The sequence below is a fragment of the Pseudomonas sp. 2835 genome (genome assembly GCF_050435905.1).
Lineage (GTDB): Bacteria > Pseudomonadota > Gammaproteobacteria > Pseudomonadales > Pseudomonadaceae > Aquipseudomonas.
In genome coordinates this window covers 75,054-97,434 of sequence record NZ_JBNDLE010000016.1, presented here as the reverse complement: position 1 = coordinate 97,434, position 22,381 = coordinate 75,054, and the positions used below count along the sequence as shown (strand labels likewise).

15 protein-coding genes and 1 pseudogene are annotated in these 22,381 nt (G+C 64.3%); 5 read left to right on the top strand and 11 right to left on the bottom strand.

Features of this window, described 5'->3' with window-relative positions:
- Window positions 1-12 precede the first annotated feature (12 nt).
- Window positions 13-2,517 carry a UvrD-helicase domain-containing protein gene (locus ABIE20_RS20725; RefSeq protein WP_429506993.1) on the bottom strand — a complete coding sequence of 835 codons (2,505 nt, stop codon included), beginning with the start codon at window positions 2,515-2,517 and terminating at the stop codon, window positions 13-15.
- A 189-nt stretch (window positions 2,518-2,706) separates the two neighbouring features.
- On the opposite strand from ABIE20_RS20725, the gene ABIE20_RS20720 reads away from it, so the two are divergent.
- Window positions 2,707-3,405 carry a pirin family protein gene (locus ABIE20_RS20720; protein WP_429506991.1) on the top strand — a complete coding sequence of 233 codons (699 nt, stop codon included), beginning with the start codon at window positions 2,707-2,709 and terminating at the stop codon, window positions 3,403-3,405.
- 89 nt (window positions 3,406-3,494) lie between these two features.
- Here ABIE20_RS20720 and pgm read toward each other — a convergent pair whose 3' ends face one another.
- From pgm to ABIE20_RS20690, 6 genes and pseudogenes are all read right to left on the bottom strand, one after another.
- The gene (gene pgm / locus ABIE20_RS20715; RefSeq protein ID WP_429506990.1) at window positions 3,495-5,132 is read right to left on the bottom strand and encodes a phosphoglucomutase (alpha-D-glucose-1,6-bisphosphate-dependent); all 1,638 of its coding nucleotides are present in this window, start codon (window positions 5,130-5,132) and stop codon (window positions 3,495-3,497) included.
- Between the two features lie 95 nt (window positions 5,133-5,227).
- A complete protein-coding gene (locus ABIE20_RS20710; RefSeq protein ID WP_429506988.1) occupies window positions 5,228-7,489 on the bottom strand; it encodes an ATP-dependent DNA helicase in 2,262 nt (753 codons plus the stop codon).
- Window positions 7,486-9,129 (bottom strand): VRR-NUC domain-containing protein, encoded by a 1,644-nt coding sequence (locus ABIE20_RS20705; protein WP_429507035.1) that lies wholly within the window; start codon window positions 9,127-9,129, stop codon window positions 7,486-7,488. The genes ABIE20_RS20710 and ABIE20_RS20705 overlap by 4 nt, the downstream gene beginning before the upstream one ends.
- A 98-nt stretch (window positions 9,130-9,227) precedes the next feature.
- Window positions 9,228-10,631: pseudogene (locus ABIE20_RS20700) on the bottom strand (PLP-dependent aminotransferase family protein).
- On the bottom strand, window positions 10,631-12,124 hold the full coding sequence (locus ABIE20_RS20695; RefSeq protein WP_429506987.1) for a hypothetical protein: 1,494 nt from the start codon (window positions 12,122-12,124) through the stop codon (window positions 10,631-10,633). The pseudogene ABIE20_RS20700 and the gene ABIE20_RS20695 overlap by 1 nt, the downstream one beginning before the upstream one ends.
- 491 nt (window positions 12,125-12,615) lie before the next feature.
- A complete protein-coding gene (locus ABIE20_RS20690; protein WP_429506986.1) occupies window positions 12,616-13,641 on the bottom strand; it encodes a zinc-dependent alcohol dehydrogenase family protein in 1,026 nt (341 codons plus the stop codon).
- Window positions 13,642-13,840: 199 nt separating this feature from the next.
- Between ABIE20_RS20690 and ABIE20_RS20685 the strand changes: the two genes are divergently transcribed.
- The 3 genes from ABIE20_RS20685 (at window position 13,841) to ABIE20_RS20675 (ending at window position 16,855) form a co-directional block, all read left to right on the top strand.
- On the top strand, window positions 13,841-14,755 hold the full coding sequence (locus ABIE20_RS20685; RefSeq protein WP_093382064.1) for a LysR family transcriptional regulator: 915 nt from the start codon (window positions 13,841-13,843) through the stop codon (window positions 14,753-14,755).
- Between the two features lie 218 nt (window positions 14,756-14,973).
- Window positions 14,974-16,200 (top strand): MFS transporter, encoded by a 1,227-nt coding sequence (locus ABIE20_RS20680; protein WP_123566187.1) that lies wholly within the window; start codon window positions 14,974-14,976, stop codon window positions 16,198-16,200.
- 100 nt (window positions 16,201-16,300) lie between these two features.
- A complete protein-coding gene (locus ABIE20_RS20675) occupies window positions 16,301-16,855 on the top strand; it encodes a YdeI/OmpD-associated family protein (protein WP_429506983.1) in 555 nt (184 codons plus the stop codon).
- On the opposite strand, the gene ABIE20_RS20670 is transcribed toward ABIE20_RS20675, so the two are convergent.
- Genes ABIE20_RS20670 through ABIE20_RS20660 form a run of 3 tightly spaced genes read right to left on the bottom strand, consistent with a single transcriptional unit; the run spans window position 16,813 to window position 20,927 of the window.
- Complete coding sequence (locus ABIE20_RS20670; protein WP_429506982.1) at window positions 16,813-18,162, bottom strand: MFS transporter; 1,350 nt, start codon at window positions 18,160-18,162, stop codon at window positions 16,813-16,815. The genes ABIE20_RS20675 and ABIE20_RS20670 overlap by 43 nt on opposite strands.
- Before the next feature lie 42 nt (window positions 18,163-18,204).
- Window positions 18,205-19,746, bottom strand: coding sequence for a class I adenylate-forming enzyme family protein (locus ABIE20_RS20665; RefSeq protein ID WP_429506981.1), 1,542 nt, complete (start codon window positions 19,744-19,746; stop codon window positions 18,205-18,207).
- A gap of 2 nt (window positions 19,747-19,748) precedes the next feature.
- A complete protein-coding gene (locus tag ABIE20_RS20660) occupies window positions 19,749-20,927 on the bottom strand; it encodes an acetyl-CoA acetyltransferase (RefSeq protein ID WP_429506979.1) in 1,179 nt (392 codons plus the stop codon).
- Between the two features lie 138 nt (window positions 20,928-21,065).
- On the opposite strand from ABIE20_RS20660, the gene ABIE20_RS20655 reads away from it, so the two are divergent.
- Window positions 21,066-21,638 carry a LuxR C-terminal-related transcriptional regulator gene (locus tag ABIE20_RS20655; protein ID WP_429506978.1) on the top strand — a complete coding sequence of 191 codons (573 nt, stop codon included), beginning with the start codon at window positions 21,066-21,068 and terminating at the stop codon, window positions 21,636-21,638.
- Between the two features lie 6 nt (window positions 21,639-21,644).
- On the opposite strand, the gene ABIE20_RS20650 is transcribed toward ABIE20_RS20655, so the two are convergent.
- Window positions 21,645-22,358, bottom strand: coding sequence for a tellurite resistance TerB family protein (locus ABIE20_RS20650; RefSeq protein ID WP_429506976.1), 714 nt, complete (start codon window positions 22,356-22,358; stop codon window positions 21,645-21,647).
- Between the last annotated feature and the right edge of the window lie 23 nt (window positions 22,359-22,381).

The window sequence follows — 22,381 nt, the reverse complement described above, 5'->3', positions numbered from 1 at the left end:
CGCGATGCGGGCCTAGCCGGGCACGCGCTCGTCGGCAAAAAAGGCCTTGCGCCCATCCACCTGGCTGGAGGCGCGAGGCAGGTTGGCCGCCTCTGCCGTGGGCTTCTCGACATACCAGTAGCAGTGTTTCGCCGCGCGGGTAATGGCGACGTAGGCCAGGCGCAGGACTTCATCCTTTTGCGCATTGTCGAACGCCTGGGCATCGCCGCCGCGGCCCAGGCCCGCCTGGCGATAGACCTGGTTCTTGTACGGCGAATGCGTCAGGTGCTGGCAATCGCCGAGCATGAAAACCGCATCGGCCTGTAGCCCCTTGGCGCTGTGATAGGTCAGCTGGCGCAGGCGCCGTTGCGCCGCTGGCAAGCTGGCCTCATGGTTGACCAGTGCCTGCAGGTGCTCGGCAATCGCCGCCTTGTCGCTGCTCTTGCGGTACAGCAACATCACCGATTCGCCGTTGCGGTAGTGCTCCAGCAGGGTCTCGGCCAGGCTCGCTTCGTCGCGTTCGAGCACCTTGACCGGCAGCGGTGTCTCGGCCGCCGGGCCGCAGGCCCTGGCCTTCTTGCCGCTGATGGCCGGCGCTGATTTGACGATGTGCTCGGCCGCATCGATGATGTGCTGGTGGCTGCGGTAGTTGTCGGCAAGCATCACCCGCGTGCTGCTCGGCGCCGGGAACTCCTTGGCAAACTCCATGAAGTACTTGGGCGAACTGCCACGCCAGCCGTAGATCGACTGCCAGTCATCGCCCACGCACAAGAGCGACGAATGCTGCGCCACCCGCCCGACCTGCATGGCCGGGCCACGGCGGCGAATCTCGCGCAGGCAGGCGCGCAGCCAGGAGACGATCTGCGGCGAGACGTCCTGGAACTCGTCGATCATCAGGTGCGCCAGCGGGCGCAGCAGCGGGTCGGGCAACAGCTGCAGGTTTTCCGGATTGTTCTCGCCAAACAGGGCGAACATGCGGTTGTAGCTCATGATCGGCGGCGACTGGCCCAGCAGGTGCGCTTCCAGGGCCTTCCAGTACAGGCCCAGGGCTTCAAAGAACAGGGCGTCGGTGTCACCGGCCGGGAAGCTCATGGCGCCGACCGCCTTGTTGACCTCAAGCCCGAGGTTCTCGATAAAGCCGGCCGCGCCGACAAAGGCATCGAGCAATGGCGCAGCGGCCAGTTCGCCCTTGACCTTGTAATCAAAGCCCGGCCCGGCAACGGCATCACCGGCCAGGGACGAAGTCAGGCGTTTGGCTGCGGCGTAGTTTTCCAGCCAAATTACAGGCTTATCGCAGAAGGCTTGAAACAGGGTGCGCTTGATGACCCATTCCGCCCACACCGGCAGTTTGGCCCCGGGGCGCTTGTACTGCTGGTTTTCCTTGGGGTCGAAACCGAGCACCACGTAGGCGTCAAGCTCAGCGATATGGCCATGGAAGTGGAAACGGCTGCCGTTGATCTCGACCGTTTCGCGGCTCGGTTCGATACCCTTGATCGGCCAGGCACCTGCGCCAAACCACAGGTCTTCTAGGGTGTCGCACAGCTCTTCGTCGCGGCTGGCAGACAGCTGGGTCACCGCTACGCGCTTTTGCACGTCAGGGTGATCGCGGTCCAGCGCCTTGAGCTGCAGGGCCTCGCGGCGCAGGCCGGCGATCAACTCGGCAAAGCGCGGGCTGCTGCCCAGCAGGTCGCGGTAGCAGAGGTTGAGCTGCTGGCGCTGGGCATCGTTGATGCGCAGGTCGAACGGGTTGCTGTCGGCGTTGGCTTCGCTGCCGCCGGGCATTTCGCTGCCCAGGGTCTCGAACGCACGCACCTGGCTGAAGCCCGGCAGGCTGCGCACCAGCGGCAGGATGCGCGAATGGAAGGTGCGCACCAGCTCGCGCGCCTGCCCCTGGTTGAGCTCCAGTTGCCAGAGGGCAAACACCTGCAGCAAGCGGTTGATGAAGTCCTTGCGCGACTCGCGGGTAAAGGTCACCACGGTCATGGCGTCCAGCTCGTAACCCAGGTAATGGCGCAGCAACAGGATGCGCAGCACCAGAGAAGTGGACTTGCCGGCGCCAGCACCGGCGATCACACAGGTGGACGGCGTGTCGCTGAAGATCATCTTCCACTGCGCTGCGCTGGGCTGGGCATGGGCCGGCAGGCGCTGGGCGACGTCGGCCTTGAAGCGCTTCTTGAGCTCGGCAGTCAGCGCCAGGCGCCAGTCGTCGAACAGCGCGTCGTCGAGCCCAGGCACGCCATGGCCGTCGGGGCGGGTGTCGCGTATCACCAGAACCTGGCGCCCGGCCTCGTAGCCGTCGATCCGCCCTTCTTCGTAACCCTCGCGCAGGCCATCGGCGTGACCGGTACGCTGGCCATTGGCATGGCCCTGGAACCAGGAGTCACGATGCTGCGCCTGCATGCGGCTCAGGCCGCGCCCGAGCAGGCGTGCAGCGAGGCGACGCAGCCACGGCAACTGCGCAGGCGCAATCAACTCCAGGGGTAGCTTGGGACGCTCTTCAGACACACCGACTCCAACAGAATGAAAACCAGCGGCCATGTTCGCTCCATCGGGCAAAAATCACCAGCCGATTGCTTGCAGATCAGTGAATTAGGCGATGAAACGTACAAATTACCGCAGCTCTATCTATCGACTAATGTGATTATTATCAGCCGAAATTTACGCTTATTTTCGATCATTGTTTGATGGATCATTTGTCCCATCCACTCACTTTCGAGGACAACCATTATGCTGCAACTGCGCCCGTTCAAGAGCCTTGGCCATGCCGACCATGGTTGGCTCGACGCCCATCATCACTTCTCGTTCGCCGAATACCACGACCCGGCGCGCATGCACTGGGGCACCCTGCGGGTCTGGAACGACGACCTGATCGCCGCCGGCAGCGGCTTCCCGCCGCACCCGCACCGCGACATGGAAATCATCACCTATGTGCGTGAAGGCGCCATCAGTCACCAGGACAACCTGGGCAACAAGGGCCGCACCGAGGCCGGTGACGTGCAGGTGATGAGTGCCGGCACCGGCATCACGCACAGCGAGTACAACCTGGAGAAGGTCGATACGCGCATCTTCCAGATCTGGATCATCCCGCAGCGCGTCGGCCAGGCGCCGTCCTGGGGCACCCGGCCGTTCCCCAAAGGCGAGCGCGGCGAAGGCTTCGTGACCCTGGCCAGCGGCCGTGAAGGCGATGAGCAGGCCTTGCAGATCCGTGCCGATGCACGCCTGGTTGCGGCGACCTTGCGCGCCGGGGAAAGCGCCGAATACCGTTTCGAAGCCGGGCGTCGGGGCTACCTGGTGCCGGCCAAGGGCCTGGTCGAAGTCAATGGCGTGCGCGCCGAGGCCCGTGACGGGATGGCGATCGAGGATGAGCCGGTGCTCAGGGTGATGGCGGTGCAGGACAGCGAGGTTGTGCTGGTTGATGTCGCCTAGGGCCGCTATGCGGCCCATCGCCGGCAAGGCCGGCTCCCACAGGTCCGGTGTGCATGCTGTACCTGTAGGAGCGGGCTTGATGTCAGCGGTCAGGCAATCGCCGCATCCACCAGTTCCTGGGCTTCGGCCACCAGGCGCTGCAGGTGCGCTTGATCGATGAAGCTTTCGGCGTAGATCTTGTAGATGTCCTCGGTACCCGACGGCCGCGCGGCGAACCAGCCATTGGCGGTCATTACCTTGAGGCCGCCAATGGCCTGGTTGTTGCCCGGCGCATGGCTGAGGATCTGCTCGATCGGCTCGCCAGCGAGCATGGTCGACTTGACCTGCTCAGGCGCCAGCTTGCTTAGCAGGGCCTTCTGCTGCGGGTTGGCCTTGGCCTCGACGCGGGTGGCGAACGGCTCGCCCAGCGCTGCGGTGAGCTCGGCATAGGCCTGGCTCGGGTCGCGGCCGGTGCGCGCGGTGATTTCTGCCGCCAGCAATGCCGGGATCAGACCATCCTTGTCGGTGGTCCAGACGCTGCCGTCCTTGCGCAGGAACGAGGCGCCAGCGCTCTCCTCGCCACCAAAGCCCAGGGAGCCATCGAACAGGCCGTCAGCGAAGAACTTGAAGCCGACCGGCACCTCGAACAGGCGACGGCCCAGGCGCGCAGTGACACGGTCAATCAGGCCGCTGCTGACCACAGTCTTGCCCACGGCGGCGTCGCTGCGCCATTGCGGACGGTGCTGGAACAGGTAGTCGATAGCCACTGCCAGGTAGTTGTTCGGCGCCAGCAGGCCATTTTTGGTGACGATGCCATGGCGGTCGTGGTCCGGGTCGCAGGCAAAGGCCACGTCGAAGCGCTCGCGCAGGCCGATCAGGCCCTGCATGGCGTACGGCGAGGACGGGTCCATGCGGATCTGTCCGTCCCAGTCGACCGACATGAAGCGGAAAGTCGGGTCGACCTCGGTGTTGACCACTTCCAGGTTCAGCTTGTAGTGCTCGGCAATCGCCGACCAGTAGCGCACCCCTGCCCCGCCCAGCGGGTCGACGCCCAGGCGCAGGTTGGCGCTGCGGATCACGTCGAAGTCGATGACGTTTTCCAGATCGGCGACATAGCTGGCGATGTAGTCATGACGATGGGTGGTGCTGGCTGCCAGCGCCTGCTCGTGGGCCATGCGCTTGACGCCGTCGAGGCCTGCGGCCAGCAGGTCGTTGGCCTTGGCCTCGATCCACTTGGTGACATCGCTGTCGGCCGGGCCGCCATTGGGCGGGTTGTACTTGAAGCCACCGCTTTGCGGCGGGTTGTGCGACGGGGTGATGACAATGCCGTCGGCAAGGCCGCTGCTGCGCCCGCGGTTGTAGCAGATGATGGCGTGGGACACCGCCGGGGTCGGGGTGTATTCGTCGTCCTTGGACAACATCACCTCGACGCCGTTGGCCGCCAGCACCTGCAACGCGCTGGCCGCTGCGGGGGTCGACAGCGCGTGGGTGTCGGCGCCGACAAACAGCGGGCCGTCGATGCCCTTGGCCTGGCGGTACAGGCAAATGGCCTGACTGATGGCCAGCACGTGGTTTTCGTTGAAGCTCAGGTCCAGGGAGCTGCCACGGTGCCCGGAAGTGCCGAAGGCCACGCGCTGGGTAGCGATGCTGGCATCGGGCTGGCCGGTGTAGTAGGCGGTCAACAGTTGCGGGATATCCACCAGCACGGAGGCCGGGGCCGGTTTGCCCGCCAAAGGACTGAGCTTCATGCAAAACCTCAAGAAAGGATGTTCGGGGTGATAAAAAGACGCAGTTTACTGGCACTTTGACCAGCAAGCGACCGTGACTATCCCCACGCCGGCGATTATTTCTGCTGCGGCGCCCACCAGGCCGGAAACATGCGCTGTACCCGGGCTTCGGCGAAGCGGTCATCGATCAGCAACAGCGTGCCACGGTCGTCAGTGCCGCGGATCACCCGGCCTGCTGCCTGAATGACCTTCTGCACTCCGGGATACAGGTAGGTGTAATCGAAGCCTGCGCTGAACAGCCGGGCCATGCGCTGCCTGATCTGTTCATTGACCGGGTTGACCTGGGGCAGCCCGAGGGTGGCGACAAAGGCGCCGATCAAACGCGTACCTGGCAGGTCGACGCCTTCGGCAAAGGCCCCGCCGAGCACGGCAAAACCGACGCCCTGGCCCCCGGGAATAAAACGCTCGAGAAAGCCCTGGCGCTGCTGCTCATCCATGCCCGGCGCCTGGCTCCATTGGCCGATGGCCGGATAGCGCGCCGCCAAAAGGCTCGAGACCTGCTGCAGGTACTCGAAACTGCTGAAGAACGCCAGGTAGTTGCCCGGCGCCTGGGCATACTGCTCGGCGATCAGCTCGACGATCGGCGCCAGGGACGCCTCACGGTGCTGGTAACGGGTCGAAACGCTGCTGATCACTTGCACCTGCAATTGCTCGGCGGCAAAGGGCGAGGCGACCTCGATCCAGGCACAATCGGCCGGCATGCCGAGCAGGTCGGCGTAGTAATGGCGCGGGCTCAAGGTCGCGGAAAACAGCGTGGCACTACGCGCTGCCGCCAGTCGCGGGCCGATCAGCGCCGCCGGCACCACATTGCGCAGGCACAAGGTCGACAAGGCGCGCTTGCCCGGGCCCGCACGCTTGCTGATATCAAACAGGAAGTGTTCGTCGAACAGTTCACTGACACGGGTGAACTGCAGCGCCTGAAAGAAGAACTGCAACACCGCAGGGTCGATGCCGGTCGGCGACTGGTTGAGTTGCTCCTGGATCAGCCCGACGCACTGCTGCAGGGCCTTGAGCAAGGCTTCGGGCAGGCCGTCGACCACCCGGTAAGGCGCCAGCAGCTCCTTGTGCAAGGCATTCCACTGGCGATTGAGGCGGTCCAGGGCGCTGCCCAGCCCCGCAGGTTTAAGCTTGCGCAGGGCCAGCAACTGGCCCTGGTCGAGGCTGGCGCTGTACATCTGCCGGGCTCGTTCGACCAGGTTATGCGCCTCGTCAACCAGCAGCGCCAGGCGCCATTGGTTGACCTGGGCCAGGCCAAACAGCAAGGCGCTCTGGTCAAAGTAATAGTTGTAGTCGGCCACCAGCACATCGACCCAGCGGGCCATCTCCTGACCCAGGTAATAGGGGCAGACCTGATGAGCCAGGGCCACTTCGCGCAGGGCCGCCTTGTCCAGTACCGCCACCGCCTGGGCGGCCTGGCGCGCTGCAGGCAGGCGGTCGTAGAAACCCTTGGCCAGCGGGCAGGCGTCGCCATGGCAAGCCGTGCCGGGGTACTCGCAGGACTTGTCGCGGGCCACCAGTTCCAGGCTGCGCAGCGCCGGCTGGGTGCCGCTGGCCATCACCTGGCGCAATGCCTCAAGCCCCAGGGCACGGCCGGGGGTCTTGGCGCTGAGGAACAGGATTTTGTCCAGTTGCTGCGGGACCATGGCCTTGAGCAGCGGAAACAAGGTGCCCAAGGTCTTGCCGATGCCGGTGGTGGCCTGGGCCATCAGGCAGCGGCCGGTACTGACCGCCTTGTACACGGTTTCGGCCAGTTCGCGCTGGCCATGGCGAAACTGCCCATGGGGGAATGCCAGGGCCTGCAAGCCCTGATTACGCAAGACCTGGCGCTGCAGCTGCTGCTCGGCCCAGTGCAGGAAGACCGCGCACTGGGCGTTGAAGAACTGCTCAAGCTCCTGGGCACTGCGCTGCTCTTCGACCAGGGTCTGTTCATCGTTGTCGACATTCAGGTACACCAGCGCCAGGCGCAATGCCGGCAACTGGCGCTGCTGGCACAACAACCAGCCATAGACCCGGGCCTGAGCCCAGTGCAGCTGGCGGTGGTTGTCGGGCTGGCACGCCAGGTCGCCGCGGTAGGTCTTGATTTCTTCGAGTCGGTTGAGCCGCGGGTCGTAGCCGTCGGCGCGGCCGCGCACCTGCAAGGCTGCATACTGGCCTTCGAGACTGACCTCGGCCTCGTAGCCCTCGCCGCGCCCGGCCACCACCCGCCGGTGGCCGCTGATGCCCTCCTGGGCCGTGGGCGACGGGGTGAAGCGCAGGTCGAGGTCGCCGACCTTGGCCGTAAACTCGCACAGCGCTCGTACCGCAACGCTGTAGCTCATGGCGCCCATTGCACGTGGCAGACTTCCACCGGCAAGCCGTGCCCGGCGCAAAACTCGATCCAGCGTAGCTGGCTGTCCTGCAGGCGATCACCGGGGCCCTTGACCTCGATCATGTGGTAACGCTGCTGCTCGGGCCAGAACTGGATCAGATCAGGCATGCCCGAGCGGTTGGCCTGGATGTCTTCGAGCAGGCGCTCGAAACAACTTTTCAGGTGCGCCGGGGGCAGGCAGGCCAGGGCTTGCTCAAGCAGTTCTTCACTGAGCGCCTGCCAATAGACAAAAGGCGATTGCAGCCCTTGTTTGTTGACGAAATGACGGCGGATGGTCTGCCGGTAGCTGCCATCGTCCAGTTGCCCCAGGCAGCGGGCGAACAGCTCGCTACGCCGGCCATGAAACTCGGCGTCATGCAGGTCCTGCGGGGCGCTCTGGAACGGGTGAAAAAACGCCCCCGGCAACGGCGCGAAGATCGCCTCCCAGCACAACAAACCGAACAGGCTGTTGAACAGGCTGTTCTCGACGTAGTGCACCTGGCCGCCGCCCTGCCCCAGGTGCAGCTGCACGGCCTGCTCCACGCCCAGGGTCGCCAGCTCGGCCGGCAACTGCAGCTCGACCAGGTTGACCTGGGGCTTGGCCCGCCGCGGCTGCGGCGGCCCGCCCAATTTGCGCTGCAAACGCGGCAGCATCCGCGCCAGGGCCTGTATTTCAAGGCTGTTGGCCGGTTGCCGGGCAATCTGTGAGGCCATCTCGAAGGCTTGCGACCACTGCTCGCTACGCTCCAGCACCCGCACATGGCGGATGCGCGCCTGCGGATGCTGGCTGCGCGGGTAGATGCGCAGGGCCAGCGGCCAGTCGCCAAGACGCTCGCTGTGCTGGCCGAGCTGATACAGCAAACGCGAGCGACGGCGCAGCAGCCAGGGGTTGTCGCTGTCCAGGCCCTCGATGTGCCCGACCACCTGCTCAAGCGCCACGCCCCGCTCCAGCAGCTCGGCGCACTGGTGCAAGGCCAGCGCCACATCGATGTCGCTGCGTTGGCGCAAGGCCCGCGAGTCATCGCTGAACGCCACCTGCTCGTAGCGCAACAGGCCAAGGTCGGCCAGCACGAACTCCGACCAGTCCTGATAGAGGTTGCCAAAAAACAGCAGGCGCAGGCGGTCGCACAGGGCCTGCAGGCGCAGTTCGATGATTGGTTCGGCAAAACCCGGCAGCCATTGCTGCAGCGGCCGCGGTTGCAGCTCGAGCACCTGCAATTGAGACAGCAGATCGCCCTTGGCCGCCCTTGGCCGTGCGAGACGGTCGGCAAAACCGCTGGCCAGTTCGTCCTTGCGCAGCAGGTGGAACAGTTGCTCAAGGCTCAGCGGGCTGTTGTCGACCACCCAGCCCAGATCCAGCAATGGCGCCAGGGCGGCCTGGGTCGAGCCGATTTCGGCGTACTCGAGCTTGCTTGGACGAAACAGCAGGCCCTTGCGCATTACCATGCGCACCAGCAAGGCCCGGGCTGCCTGCGGCTGCTGGCGAAACTGGCTGATGAAGGCTTGCTCCTGGTCGTCGAGCAGGTCGGCATAGCGCAGCTCGATCCAGTCGAGCACTTGCTGGAAGTTGTGCAGGTAATAGAACGGGTCGTCGACGGAATGGGCGATCACGGCGCGGTACGGGCTGGCGGCTGGAGTACTGGTTATACATACAGACACCACCCGCTTGCAACCTGCGGGCGACCAACGCACCCCTCAGTGCGTCAGAATCAGCAGACCTGCAGGGCCCGCCGCAGCTCATCACTGAGCACACTCAAACCATACTGCAAGTCACCCTGCGGCCCCGCCGGCCAGCCCAGGCGCAGGTGCTGGCGAAAGTCGCCCTGCAGGCTGAACAGCTCACCCGGGGCGATCACCAGGCCTTGCTGCAACAGGCGATGGAACAAGGGCCGGGTCTCGACCGGGGCGCATACCCTGGCCCAGATGCAGGCGCCACCGGCGGGCATCTGGAACTCCAGTTGCGCGCCCAGGTACAACTGCATCTGCCGGTACAGGAGGCCCCGGCGTTCGTGCAGGCGTGCGCGCAACTGCTCCAGGTGCACATCAACGCGGCCCTTGCTGAACAGCCTGGCCACCGCTTGCTGGCGCAACGGCGGCAGGCGAAAGCCGCGCAACAGGAACTGGCGGTGCAAGGGCCCGTGCCACTGGCGCGACAGCAGGTAGGCGTATGGCGCCTCGGCGCCGACGCTGTGCTCCAGTGACGAGAACACCAGCAGGCGCTGCGGATCGATCAGATCGCGCAAACACCCCTCAGGGCCGGCCCCTGCGCACAGTTCGCCATCCAGGTCGTTTTCCAGCAGCCACACACCGTGCTGATCCAGCAGCCGCGCCACTGCCCGGCGCTTGTCTTCGGGCATGACACTGCCATGGGGCAGGCTCAGGCGCGAGGCCAGCATCGCCAGGCGCACTGGCTCCTCGCGCAACAACCGGGCAAAACGTTCGAGATCAAGGCCGCCGTCCGCCTGCAACGGCAGCTCGATCACCCGAATGCGTGCTGCCTGAAACACCCGCAGCAAGCGCCAGGAACAGGGCGTGGTCACCACCACGGCACTGTTGTGCAGTTCCAGGGCCGCCAGGGTGGTTTCCAGCAACGAGCGCAGGTCCAGCGCCAGGTACACATCCTCGGCGCTCCAATACTGCTGCGCCGAACGGGTATAGCGGGCCGCCAGGGCGGTGCGCAGTTCCAGTTCGCCGCAGGGCTGAGGTGCGCTGCCCAGGCGTGGGTACTGGCGCAGCAGCTGGCGTTCGATGCCCAGCAAGGTTGCCTCCAGTGACTGCAACGCCTGGCCCTGGCCACCGCTGAGCACCAGCATGCGCGAGGAGTTGGCGTGTTGTTGCAAATCCTGCAGCAGATCGCCGGCGCTGGGCGGTGCGCGCTCCAGAGCCGGCACCCTGGCGTAGTAGCCCGACTTGGGCACCGGCTGCACCCGCCCTTCGTGCTCAAGCATCTAATAGGCGTACTGGACCGTTGAAATCGACACATTAAGGCGCTGGGCCAGGTCGCGCAGCGACGGCATCCTGCTGTAGCTGCCCGGCGCCATCTGGCCGATCAACTCAACCAGGTAGCGATACACCATCCGGTAGGCGAATTCGCTACTCTGCGGTGCTTTCATCAGTGCCTGCCTGGCTGCTCTGCCTTGAGCCAGGCCCACGACGGCGGCTGCACCCGCAAGTGGCGCAGGTCGGCGCCACGGCCCTGGATACGCGCCAGCAACGAGCGCGGCCGGGCCCAGCTTTCTGGGTCGCGCTGATAGAGCATCTGCAAAAGCGGCAGTTCCAGGCCGCTGATATCGACCATCCACTGCACCACCGGCTCCGGCGCCGGCAGTTGCTGCAAGGCCTTGTGCAGGTAAGGCAAGGCCACCAGCATGCCGGGGTGACAGCGGCGCAAAAACACCTCCAGGCGCAGGCCACGGGAAACAAACGGTGCAAACAGCTGGCAGACCAGCTGCGCTTCACTCAGGCCATAGGCCTGCAAGGCGAAGTCGCTGGCCTGGCTACGGCGTTGCTGCAACTGTTCGGCGTGCTGCCAGCGGCCCAGCAGGCGGGTCTGCAATGCCCGCGGCAGGCCCTTGCGCTGCATCCGCTGGCGCGCCTGGCGCAGGTAGGCATCGACGCCTTCGCGGTAGTCGCTGTCTTCGATGAACTGCCCGTGCAGCCCGCTCAGGTGTGCCAGCAACAGCGGGTTGGCGGTACCGGCTTGCGCGCAGGCAAAGTACTGCTCGTCAAAGCGGCAGCCCAGAAAGCGGTTGAGGCGCTCGTCATGGGGCAAATCGGGGTCATGCACCAGGTCATCGATGATGATGAAGCGCATCGCCGGTGCGCAGTAGTCGCCGCTGGGCCCTGCCGACATGGGCCGGGTCTGGCCATAGAGCTGCTCCAGATAGCGCTGGCGCAACTCGCTCATGCCTTCGCACAGCGACGCGGCACAACTGTGAATGGGCCGGATACACAGCAGGTCTTCTTCGCGCAGCGCCCGGCGGCTCCACGCCAGCAGCCGCCTGCGCTCGGGCAGAGGCTGGGCGGTGATGATCGCATCGACGCCGCCGCGCCAGCCAAGGGCCTGGCGGCACAGTTCGGCAAGGCGCAGCGAGCCATGGCTGCCAAACCCCGCCCGTGGCCCGCCGGCAAGCAAGTGCCCGAACAGCAGCAACTCGTGACGCTCGGCCAGCTGCTGGCTGCGGGAAATACCGTGACGACTGTCAAACGGCAGCAGTTGCCGGTCGTCGAGCATCAGCAGCTCGACCCGCGGATCGTCGTGCAGAAACAGCGCCGAGAACCCCTGTTCGATGTTGCTCAAGGCCGTAGCGCTCATGCCCGCCTGACGCACCACGGCGATACGCAGCTCGAAGGTGCCCGATGAGCGTGCGGCAATGCTCAGTTGCGCCGCGCGCAGGCAGGCCAGGGCATAGCTGGCGTTCTGGCTGCCATCATGGGCGAACATCAAGCGGAAACCTTCGATCCGCTCGGCGCCGCCCGCCGCGACAATCAAGCGTTGAATCAATAACTGCAAAGAGGCCCGCTGGGCCTGGGACAAGTGTTCCAGCAAGCGCGCCAGTACTTGCTGGTAGATATACTGCATGGCTTGGTCGTGAATGCTGCTCATAACGCCTACCCGATCTCAATAAACGGCCACCTGAAAGAAATAGATTCCATCGAAGAACTTTCAATCAGCAAAGAAGGACAAATAAACTTATCCTCAGAAACTTCCTACAACTTCCTACGGAAAATAAATTCAGAAGCTCTTGCTCATCATCGTTCTTCCCTCCCCCAGCCTGGCAGTACAGCGCCTTTAACCCCTGGCTTACGACCCATCATGCCTCGCTCCGTGAGACGACTATTGAAGAACTATTATCGGGCGTTGCCCCGCGAATAAAAGATACAGATCAAGGTAAAAAAACCATTCAGATTCATCATCGACAATGACGACAATCAGACAGACCGAGAGTTCTTTTTCCTATTGCACAAACATAGCCCACGCAGACAAGCAGCAGCGGGCAAAGTTACCCCGGAAATATCCTAAACAGGCCTGGGAAATACCCACAAAAAAGCCCGAGTCAATGCTCGGGCTTGTACAGGCCAGGTAGCGCGCAGGTTTTACTCCGCTTGCGACAAGTCCAGCACCAGACGGCCGCCGCAGGGGCATTCGTCCATGTAGCGGTGCGCCTCGACCACCTTCTCGAACGGGTAGGTCTTGATGATCAGCGGCGTCAGCAGCTTGTCGGCGGTGAACTGGTTGATATCGCGCAGGGCGCGCTGCAGCGCCACCTGGTCCTGGCTGATGCCCAGCTCCGGCTTGCCGGTGAAGTTGCCGATGCAATGGACAAAGAACTGGATGTTCTTCTGAAACGCCGCACAGGCCGGGAACGGCGTCTGGTTGCCGCCTTGCAGGCCATACAGCACCAGGCTGCCGCGCGGCGCCAGGGCATCGCCGAGCAGGGCCATCTGCGGGCCGCCAAGGCCGTCCAGGACCATGTCGACACCGCGGTTGTCGGTGTACTTGTTGATCTGCATGAGCAGGTCCTGCTCTTCGGTGACAATCACCTTGTCGGCACCGAGCTTGATCAGGTAATCGCGTTGATCAGCCTCTTTGGTCGCAGCAAACACCTTAAGGCCCAGGGCTTTACCCAGTTGCACGAAAGCAGGGCCGGCGCAGTGGCTGGCGTCGGTGATCAGTGCGGTTTGCCCGGCCTTGGCCCGCGCCAGGTCGACGAAGGCAAAGTAGGCGATCAGCAGCGGCGTGTAGTGCACGCTGGCCTCGACCGGCGAGAGAATCTCGGGGTAACGGGTCAGGGCGTTGCGCGGCATGACGATGATTTCGCCGTACACCGGGTGCTCGTTGGCGCTGCTGGCCGGAAAGCTGGCAACCTTGTCGCCAGCGGCCAGGTCATCGACACCTTCGCCCACGGCCGTAACCACACCCGCCATCTCGTGTCCGATACCGGCAGGCAGGCGTGCCTGGGACGGTGCCAGGTTCTGCCGCCAGAGCACGTCGTACCAACTGATGCCGATCGCTTCAACGCGAATCTGCACCTCGCCAGCCGCCGGTTGCGCCGGGGCCTGCTCTTCGATCTTGAGCACCTCGGCCGGGCCGAACTTGTGGAAACGGATCATGCGGGACATCGCAAACCTCGCCAATTGAACCTCTAATGCCCTGAACTCTATCCGGGCTTTGACGGTTAGACCATCAGTGGCCATTAATAGTCAACATGCTTGTCATTGATTGATGGTAATGCAGCGTCCATCAAATTATGCGGTGCAGGGTAGCAGCCTTTACCCGTAAGATTCACCCCTGCCCCATCCGCCTTGTGAAGCCGAGCCGATGAACCGTAACGACTTGCGCCGCGTCGACCTGAACCTGCTGATCGTCTTCGAGACCCTGATGCACGAGCGTAGCGTGACCCGCGCGGCGGAAAAACTCTTCCTCGGCCAGCCGGCCATCAGCGCCGCCCTGTCACGTCTGCGCAACCTGTTCGACGACCCGTTGTTCGTGCGCACCGGGCGCAGCATGGAGCCTTCGGCGCGGGCGGTGGAGATCTTCGCCCTGCTGTCGCCGGCGCTGGACTCGATCTCCACCGCGGTCAGCCGCGCAGCGGATTTTGACCCGGCGACCAGCACCGCGGTGTTTCGCATCGGCCTGTCGGACGACGCCGAATTTGCCCTGCTGCCGCAACTGCTCAAGCGCGTTCGCGCCGAAGCCCCGGGCATCGTCCTGGTGGTGCGCCGGGTCAACTACCTGCTGATGCCGGCGCTACTGGCCTCGGGAGAAATCTCGGTCGGCGTGAGCTGGACCAACGACCTGCCGGCCAACGCCAAGCGCAAAGTGCTGCGGCGCAGCAAGCCCAAGGTGCTGCGCGCCGACAGCATGCCCGGCAGCCTCAGCCTCGACGACTTCTGCGCCCGCCCCCACGCCCTGGTGTCGTTTGCCGGCGACCTCGGCGGGTTCATGGACGAAACCTTGGAAAAGGTCGGGCGCAAGCGCCACGTGGTCCTTGCCGTACCGCAATTCAACGGCCTGGGCAGCCTGCTGACCGGCACCGACATCATCGCCACCGTGCCCGACTACACCGCCGAAGTGCTGACCGCCGCCGGCGGCCTGCGCGCCGAAGACCCGCCGCTGGAGGTGCAGACCTTCGAACTGCACATGGCCTGGCGCGGCTCGCAGGATAACGATCCCGGGGAGCGCTGGTTGCGGTCGCGGATTCAGATGTTTTTTGGCGATCCGGACAGTCTTTGAAAGCACTTCAGAACCTGCGCTAGCTATTCAACGCACTCACAACCCGAGTGAGTCCAAGGCCAAGCCCACCCTGAACAACGCCCTCATCAATCACACTAATGATTACTATCGAGTGCCCCACCTGTCTGCTTGCCACAACCCCCCCCTATAATCGCCCACAGATTTTCCCCGCTCCCCCCGCCTGCCCCAGGCGATATCCCCCCTTGGAACCCCGCACCATGCCAAGCGCAAGCCAAGGCCGTCACGGCCTTCCCGAACATAATCAACAGAGCGTCAAACAGCAGTGGCTGGCGATTCTCTCGGTCGCCGTAGGCGCCTTCGCCCTCGTAACCAGTGAGTTTCTGCCGGTGGGCGTGCTCAACGATGTCGCCAGCGACCTGGGCATCAGTGCCGGCCAGGCCGGCCTGATGGTTACCCTGCCCGGCATAATGGCTGCCCTCGCCGCGCCTTTGCTGTCGGTGGGTATTGGCGCGCTGGACCGCCGTTATCTGCTGATCGGCCTGACGCTGATCATGATCATCGCCAACGCTGTGGTGGCCTACGCCAGCGACTTCAGTCTGCTGCTGTTCGGCCGCGTTCTGCTGGGCGTGAGTATCGGCGGTTTCTGGGCGACGGCGATTGCCCTTAGCGGCCGCCTGGCGCCCAAGGGCGTGGGCGTGGCCCAGGCCACTTCGATCATCATGGTCGGGGTAACCCTGGCCACCGTACTGGGCGTGCCCGTCGGCACCTGGCTGAGTGGCTTGATGGGCTGGCGCATGACCTTCCTGGTCACCGCGCTGGTGGGTGTACCAGTGCTGCTGGCGCAGGTCTTCCTGCTGCCGCGGCTCAACCCCGACAAGGCGATTCGCATCAGTGACCTGCCGGCCCTGTTTATCAACCCACAAGCCCGGGTTGGCTTGATTGCGGTACTGCTGATTGGCCTGGCGCACTTTGCCGCGTACACCTATGTCGCACCGTTCTTCAAACAGAGTGCCGGCTTCGATGGGCCGACCATTGGCTCACTGTTGCTGCTGTATGGCGTGGCCGGGGTGGCGGGCAATATCTTTGCCGGTTTCGCCGCCAACCGCAGCGTGCGTCACACCCTGATGCTGGTCGCCCTGATGATCGCCATCAGCACCGCGCTGTTCCCCTACTTCGCCACCGGCATGACCGGTGCAGCGATGCTGATCGCGCTCTGGGGCTTCGCCTTCGGCGCCTTCCCGGCCTGCGCCAGCATCTGGATGTTTGTCGTCGCACCCAAGGATGTCGAGCGCGGCATGCCGCTGTTTGTCGCCATGTTCCAGGTGATCATCGCGTTGGGCTCGTTCTTCGGCGGGCAGATCGTCGACCAGCTGGGCAGCTCGGTGCTGTTGAGCCTGGCCACGGCCCTGGTGGGCTGCGGTTTCGTCACGGTGCTGGTGCTGGGGCGGAACGTCAGCAATCGCCTGGCAGCCCAACCCGCCTAGCCACTGGACAGACCCGTGGCCAATAGCTAGACCGTCTGTACTGAATCTATTCTCACTGTCGCGTTTGCACGCGACAGTGAGTGGACAGCAAGGCGTGGCAATGACAACAATCGCTGTGAAATCCCGCTTCAAAGCAAAGCTTCTTCGCCCGGCAAAGCCTGGCGACGATACCTCGTGGGCATTCGTCGTCCTGCCAAGGGAGGCAAGCGAACAGCTTCCCAGGCGCGGCCGGACGACCGTTGAAGGCACAATCAACGGCCACCCGTTCCAGGCAACGCTTGAGCCCGATGGCCAACTGAGCCACTGGCTGCAGGTGAACAGCGCCTTGCTCGAAGCCGCAGGCGCGGCCGTGGGGGATGTCGTTACACTGGAGCTCACTCCTGTGAAGAAGGAGCCCGAGCCCGACATCCCGGCCGACTTTCAGCAGGCCCTCGCCAGCGCTGCCGAGGCGCGTGAAGTCTGGAACAGTACGACCACCCTCGCACGCGTCGACTGGATCCACTGGATCACTTCAGCCAAGCAACTCAAGACCCGGGCAAAACGCATAAGCGATGCCTGCGATATGCTTGCATCCGGCAAGAAGCAGGTGTGCTGTTTCGATTCGTCCGGCTACTACAGCAAGGCGTTGCGTGCGCCCGAAGCAGAAAACTCCTGAGCTACCCCCTCCTTGCCAACCGCATGCCCGCCCGCGACAAAATCCTCCTTGCGCAACACCACCAACGCCAGCAACGACGCCAACCCGGTGCCCACATAGAAATACCAGGGCGCAGTGATGTCGCCGGTCACCTTGATCAGCCAGGTGGAAATCAGCGGCGCACTGCCGCCGAACACCGCCACCGGAATGTTATAGGCCACGGCGATGCCGGTGGAGCGGATGCGGGTTGGCAGCAGTTCGCTCATCAAGGCGTAGGTCGAGGACGCGTACAGCCCGAACAGGATGGCCACGGCCATTAGCGGCCAGAACAAGGTGGCCGGCGTTGCGCCAGGCGCGCTCTTGAAGAACCAGTACATGGCCAGGGTCGCCAGGGTGCCGATCACCATCAGGAACGGCTTGCGCCCGTAACGATCGGTGAAGGCGCCGCCCAGGGGCATGACCAGCGCCGCCGAGAGGCTGGCGACGAAGACGTAGAGCAAGGTGGTGCCGCTGTCGAACTTGAGGGTGTTGGACATGTAGGTCGAGGCGAAGGTCAGCACCAGGTAGAAGATCGAGCTGTGCAGGGTGATGATGAAAAACACCAGGGCAATCGCCCGCTTCCACTGCCAGACCTCGCGCAGCGGCGCCTTGGAGGTCTGCCCGGCCTCGACCAGGGCAAGAAACTCCGGGCTGTCTTCAAGCTTCAGGCGGATGTACATCGAGATAAAGCCCAGGGGCCCTGCGATCAAAAACGGGATGCGCCAGCCCCACTCCTGCATCAGCTCGGCGCCCAACGCCCAGGTCATGCCGTTGGCCACGGCGCCGCCCAGCAGCAGGCCGAGCACCGCGGTAACCATCAGCCAGCAGGTAGCAAAGCCGCGGCGGCCGGGGCCGGCGTATTCGGAAATGAAGCTGGTGATGGTGCCGATCTCGCCACCGGCCGAGAAGCCCTGCACGCAGCGGATCAGCACGAGAATTATCGGTGCGGCAATGCCGATGCTGGCGTAGGTCGGCAACAGGCCGAGCAGGAAGGTCGAGCCGGCCATCATCACCAGCACGGTGATCAGGGTTTTGCGCCGGCCGATCTTGTCGGCCAGAGGGCCAAAGAACAGCCCGCCCAGGGGCCGGATGAAGAAGCTCAGGGCAAAGGCTGCAAAGCTTGCCAGCAGGCTGCTGGTGGGATCGTCAGAAACGAAAAAGGCCTTGCCGATGTACACGGCCAGAAAGCCGTAGACGCCATAGTCGTACCACTCGATCAAATGGCCGGACGTGGCGCCGATAAAGGCCCGGCGCCGCTGGCGCTGGGGGTTGGAAGCTGGCACACCCATAGTGGGGACTCCTGTCATAGTGCTATCCATTAATGCTGCGGTTCAGAGGTCGAGCAAAGGCCCCGTGGGATCCTGCAACCACTGGCGCAAACGGGTCTTGAGAATCTTGCCATAGCTGTTCTTCGGCAGCTCGGGGCAAAACACAAATTTTTTCGGTTTTTTGAACGAGGCCATGCGCGCCAGAAACCACTGGTTGAGGGCCTGCGCATCGAGGCTCGGGGGCGAACGCAAGACCACAAAGGCTACCACCGATTCGCCCCACTCGGCATCGGCCTCGCCGACTACGCACACCTCGAACACTTCGGGGTGCTGCATCAGCACTTCCTCGACTTCGCGTGGGTAGATGTTGCTGCCGCCGGAGATGATCACATCCTTGCAACGATCGGTGAGGGTCAGGTAGCCCTGCTGATCGAGAAAACCGATGTCGCCAGTGAGTAGCCAACCGTCCTTGAGCGCCTCGGCGGTGGCGTCGGGATTATCCCAGTAACCCTGCATCACCACCGGCCCGCGCACAACGATTTGCCCAGGTTCGCCAGGGGCCAGGGGCTGGCCTTGACCATCTACCACACGCACCTCGACGCAGGCGTGGGCACGTCCCACCGAGGCGGCGATCAGCGGCCAGTCGGCTTGCTGGCAGTCGGCGATGGCCTGGCGCGACAGCGCGCTGATGGTCATCGGGCATTCGCCCTGGCCGTAGATCTGCACCAGGCGCGGGCCGAAGGTGTCCAGGGCCTGGCTGAGGTCAGCCAGGTACATCGGCCCACCGCCGTAGACGATGGTCTTGATCCCTTCGCCGCCATAACCTTGCAGCCGGGCTTGGTCGACCATGCGCTTGACCATGGTCGGCGCGGCAAACAGGCTGACCTGGCCCAGTTGCTGCGCAAGTTCAAACAGCTCCGCCGCCTGGAAGCCGCGCGACGCCGGCACCACGTGGCGGGCGCCACAGCGCACATGAATGAAGTTGTACAGGCCGGCGCCATGGGACATCGGCGCGGCGTACACCACCGCGTCACCAGCGGCCACCGCATCGACGTCCAGTGGATAGCACAGGGACATGGCGATCAAATTGCCATGGGACAGCATCACACCCTTGGAGCGCCCGGTGGTGCCGGAGGTGTAGAACAGCCAGGCGAGGTCGCTGTCCTGGCGCGGATACGGTTCGGGCAGTTGATCATCCGCCAACGGGCCTTGCTGGCTCGGCGCGTGCGCCGCCAGTTCGCGGCAGCCGACCGGCAAGGTGGCGCTGTCGAACACCCGGCCGTCGTCGGTGTAGACCAGCCGCGCCCCGGCATTGGCGGCAATCCAGGCGGCTTCCAGGGCGTGCAGCTTGCTGTTGATCGGCACCGCCACCGCGCCGCTCCACCAGATGGCATACAACAGCTCCAGATACGCGCAACTGTTTTTCATCAGCAGCGCCACCCGCTCGCCAGGGGCGATGCCGTACTGCTCGCGCAGTTGCACGGCGCGGGCCCGGGCCTGGGCGGCGAACGCCTGGTAGTCGGCGACCTGGCGCGGCCCCTCGAACAGCGCCGGGCGCTGCGGCCAGCGCTGGGCCGCATCGCGCAGCCAATGGGCGATGTTCATTCTCAGGCCTTGATCGCTTGCAGGACGCTGGCGTAGTTGGCTACCGCCATGCCGCCCATGTTGAACAGCAAGCCGAACTCGGCACCGGGCACGCCCAGGCCAATGGGTTCGCCGGTCAGTTGGGCAAAGCCCAGGGCATGCATCGACACGCCGGTGGCCCCCACTGGATGGCCCTTGGCCTTGAGCCCGCCGGACAGGTTGACCGGCAGGCGCCCGCCCTGGCGCACGATACCGTCATCGAGGGCGCGGTGCCCTTCACCGCGCGGGACCAGGCCCATGGCTTCGTAGATCAGCAGTTCGGCGATGGTGAAGCAGTCATGGACTTCGGCGAAATTCAAATCGCCGAGCGTCACGCCCGCCTCGCGCAGAGCGCCCTGGATCGCCCGGTGCGGCCCCTCGAAGGCCAGCACGTCACGGCGCGACAAAGGCAGGAAGTCGTTGACCTGGGTCATGGCGCGAATCGCCACCTGGCGGCGCATCGAGCGCGCACGCTGCGGCGAGGCGAGGATGATTGCCGCCGCGCCGTCACTGATCAGCGAACAGTCGGTCAGGCGCAGGGGCGGTGCAATCAGCGGGTTGCCCGAGGAAACATTGTTGCAGTGCTCGAAGTCCATCAGCCGGTGCATCTGCGCCAAGGGGTTGGCCATGGCATTGGCGTGGTTCTTCACCGCGATCGCGGCCATCGAGGCCAAGGGGCTGTGGTAGCGCTCGGCGTACTGTTGCGCCACCTGGCCGAACAGCTGGGCGAAGCTCAGGCCGGCCTCCTGCAGGGCGTTCTGGTAGCCGGCACCGGCCAGGGCGCGGGTGACTTCGACGGTGCTGTTGCCGGTCATTTTCTCGGCGCCGACCACCAGCACCAGGTCGGCGGCGCCGCTGCGGATGGCGTTGATGCCGGCCTGGATCGCCGCCGAGCCCGAGGCGCAGGCGTTCTCGCAGCGGGTGGCGGGCTTGAAGCGCAATTGCGGGTCGGCCTGGAGCATCAGCGAGGCAGGAAAGCCGTCGGCCACCAGGCCTGAGTTGAAGTGCCCGAGAAACAGTGCGTCGATCTCGCCGGCGTCGATCTCGGCGTCTGCCAGGGCTTCGCGGGTAACCTTGACGATCAGGTCTTCGAGGTTGAGGCCGTCCAGGCGACCGAAAGGGCTGTGGGCAGCCGCGACAATAGATACGGAATCATGAGTCATGGTGATTTTCTTCTGTCCTTGAAGCGCGTATTCCATACAATGATTCAGCGCCCGAATCCCACGCTAGTTGGGGCAACTACTTACGCCAGTAAGTAGTACCCGAGGTGGCGCGCCGATTAATCCGAGGCAGGATGCCCGATGACCGCACACACCCAGCACTTCCAGGACCTCGAGCGCCTGGCCTTCCAGGTTTCCCCTGCGCCGCAGATGATCACCGGCCATCGGCGCATGCTCGACTGCAACCAGGCCTTCGTGCGCCTGTTCGGCTACGAGCGCGAGCATTTGCAAGGCAACCTGACCCTGTTGCTGTACCCCTCCCACGCCGACTATCAGAGCATTGGTGAACGCAGCGAGCACTGGCTGCGCAACGGCCCCGGCGCGTTTTACTCCGACGAGCGCTTCATGCAGCATCGTAATGGCGAGGTGTTCTGGGCACGGGCCCATGGTTTTTCGCTGACGGTCGAGGACCCGTTCAAGCTGATGGTCTGGCATTTCGAACGCCTGGACCGCCAGCCGGCGCCGACCATCCAGCTGACCCCGCGCGAACGCGAGATCTCGCTGCATATCGTCAACGGCCTGACCTGCAAGGAAATCGCGCGCAAGCTGGACATTTCCCACCGCACCGTGGAAGTCCATCGCGCCCGGCTGATGAAGAAGCTTCAGGCCAAGAACAGCGCAGAGCTGGTGTCGAAGATCATTTTCATCAGTTGAGCGCCGTCAGGCGTCTCCCTTGGCTTGCTGTTCCAGGTGCACCTGCAAGGCCGGATCGATCTGCAGGGCGCCGGCCAGTTCGTCAAGGTAAGCCCGCTCTGCATCCTGCTGGTCATCCACCAGCATCACACTGGCCAGGTACATTTCCGCGGCCATGGCCGGGTCCTGGGCCGACTGCGCCACCTCAGCAGCATTCAGTGGCTTGCTGACTTCCTCATCCAGCCATTGCTGCAGTTGCGGGTCGTTGGTGTGACGTTTGATTTCAGCGTAAATCAACGCTTGTTCTTGCGGGTCGATACGACCATCAGCCTTGGCTGCCGCAATCAGCGCGCGCAAGATGGCATGACTGTGGCCCTCGGCCTCGGCGCCGGACAATTGATCGACGGTCCGCAGCGCCTGTTGCGGGGCTGCCGCCTGGCTGCGCTGCCAGCTTTGATAGGCCTGGAACGCCATCATGCCCAACGACGCCAGGGCCGCGTAATTGGTACCACCAGCGGAGCGCCCCTGGGCAGAGCCGCCAGCGCTGCCACCCAACAGCCCGCCCAGCAAACCACCCAGGCCACCGCCGCCAGCCGGAGCCCTGCCGCCGCCAAGCAGACCGCCCAGCAAGCCGCCCAGACCGCCCAGGCCGTCTTGCGCGGACCTGCCGCTGCTTCTTTGTTGCGCTTGCGAGCCCTGCCCGGCCCGAAGCAGCTGTTCGAGTAGATCACTGGTGTTCATGGCACCGCCCTCGGTCGGTAGTT

Excerpts from the sequence above, each read along its gene's own strand:
- ABIE20_RS20725 (WP_429506993.1), bottom strand. The coding sequence starts at position 2,517 with ATGGCCGCTGGTTTTCATTCTGTTGGAGTCGGTGTGTCTGAAGAGCGT.
- ABIE20_RS20720 (WP_429506991.1), top strand. The coding sequence starts at position 2,707 with ATGCTGCAACTGCGCCCGTTCAAGAGCCTTGGCCATGCCGACCATGGT.
- pgm (WP_429506990.1), bottom strand. The coding sequence starts at position 5,132 with ATGAAGCTCAGTCCTTTGGCGGGCAAACCGGCCCCGGCCTCCGTGCTG.
- ABIE20_RS20710 (WP_429506988.1), bottom strand. The coding sequence starts at position 7,489 with ATGAGCTACAGCGTTGCGGTACGAGCGCTGTGCGAGTTTACGGCCAAG.
- ABIE20_RS20695 (WP_429506987.1), bottom strand. The coding sequence starts at position 12,124 with ATGAGCAGCATTCACGACCAAGCCATGCAGTATATCTACCAGCAAGTA.
- ABIE20_RS20690 (WP_429506986.1), bottom strand. The coding sequence starts at position 13,641 with ATGTCCCGCATGATCCGTTTCCACAAGTTCGGCCCGGCCGAGGTGCTC.
- ABIE20_RS20685 (WP_093382064.1), top strand. The coding sequence starts at position 13,841 with ATGAACCGTAACGACTTGCGCCGCGTCGACCTGAACCTGCTGATCGTC.
- ABIE20_RS20680 (WP_123566187.1), top strand. The coding sequence starts at position 14,974 with ATGCCAAGCGCAAGCCAAGGCCGTCACGGCCTTCCCGAACATAATCAA.
- ABIE20_RS20675 (WP_429506983.1), top strand. The coding sequence starts at position 16,301 with ATGACAACAATCGCTGTGAAATCCCGCTTCAAAGCAAAGCTTCTTCGC.
- ABIE20_RS20670 (WP_429506982.1), bottom strand. The coding sequence starts at position 18,162 with ATGGGTGTGCCAGCTTCCAACCCCCAGCGCCAGCGGCGCCGGGCCTTT.
- ABIE20_RS20665 (WP_429506981.1), bottom strand. The coding sequence starts at position 19,746 with ATGAACATCGCCCATTGGCTGCGCGATGCGGCCCAGCGCTGGCCGCAG.
- ABIE20_RS20660 (WP_429506979.1), bottom strand. The coding sequence starts at position 20,927 with ATGACTCATGATTCCGTATCTATTGTCGCGGCTGCCCACAGCCCTTTC.
- ABIE20_RS20655 (WP_429506978.1), top strand. The coding sequence starts at position 21,066 with ATGACCGCACACACCCAGCACTTCCAGGACCTCGAGCGCCTGGCCTTC.
- ABIE20_RS20650 (WP_429506976.1), bottom strand. The coding sequence starts at position 22,358 with ATGAACACCAGTGATCTACTCGAACAGCTGCTTCGGGCCGGGCAGGGC.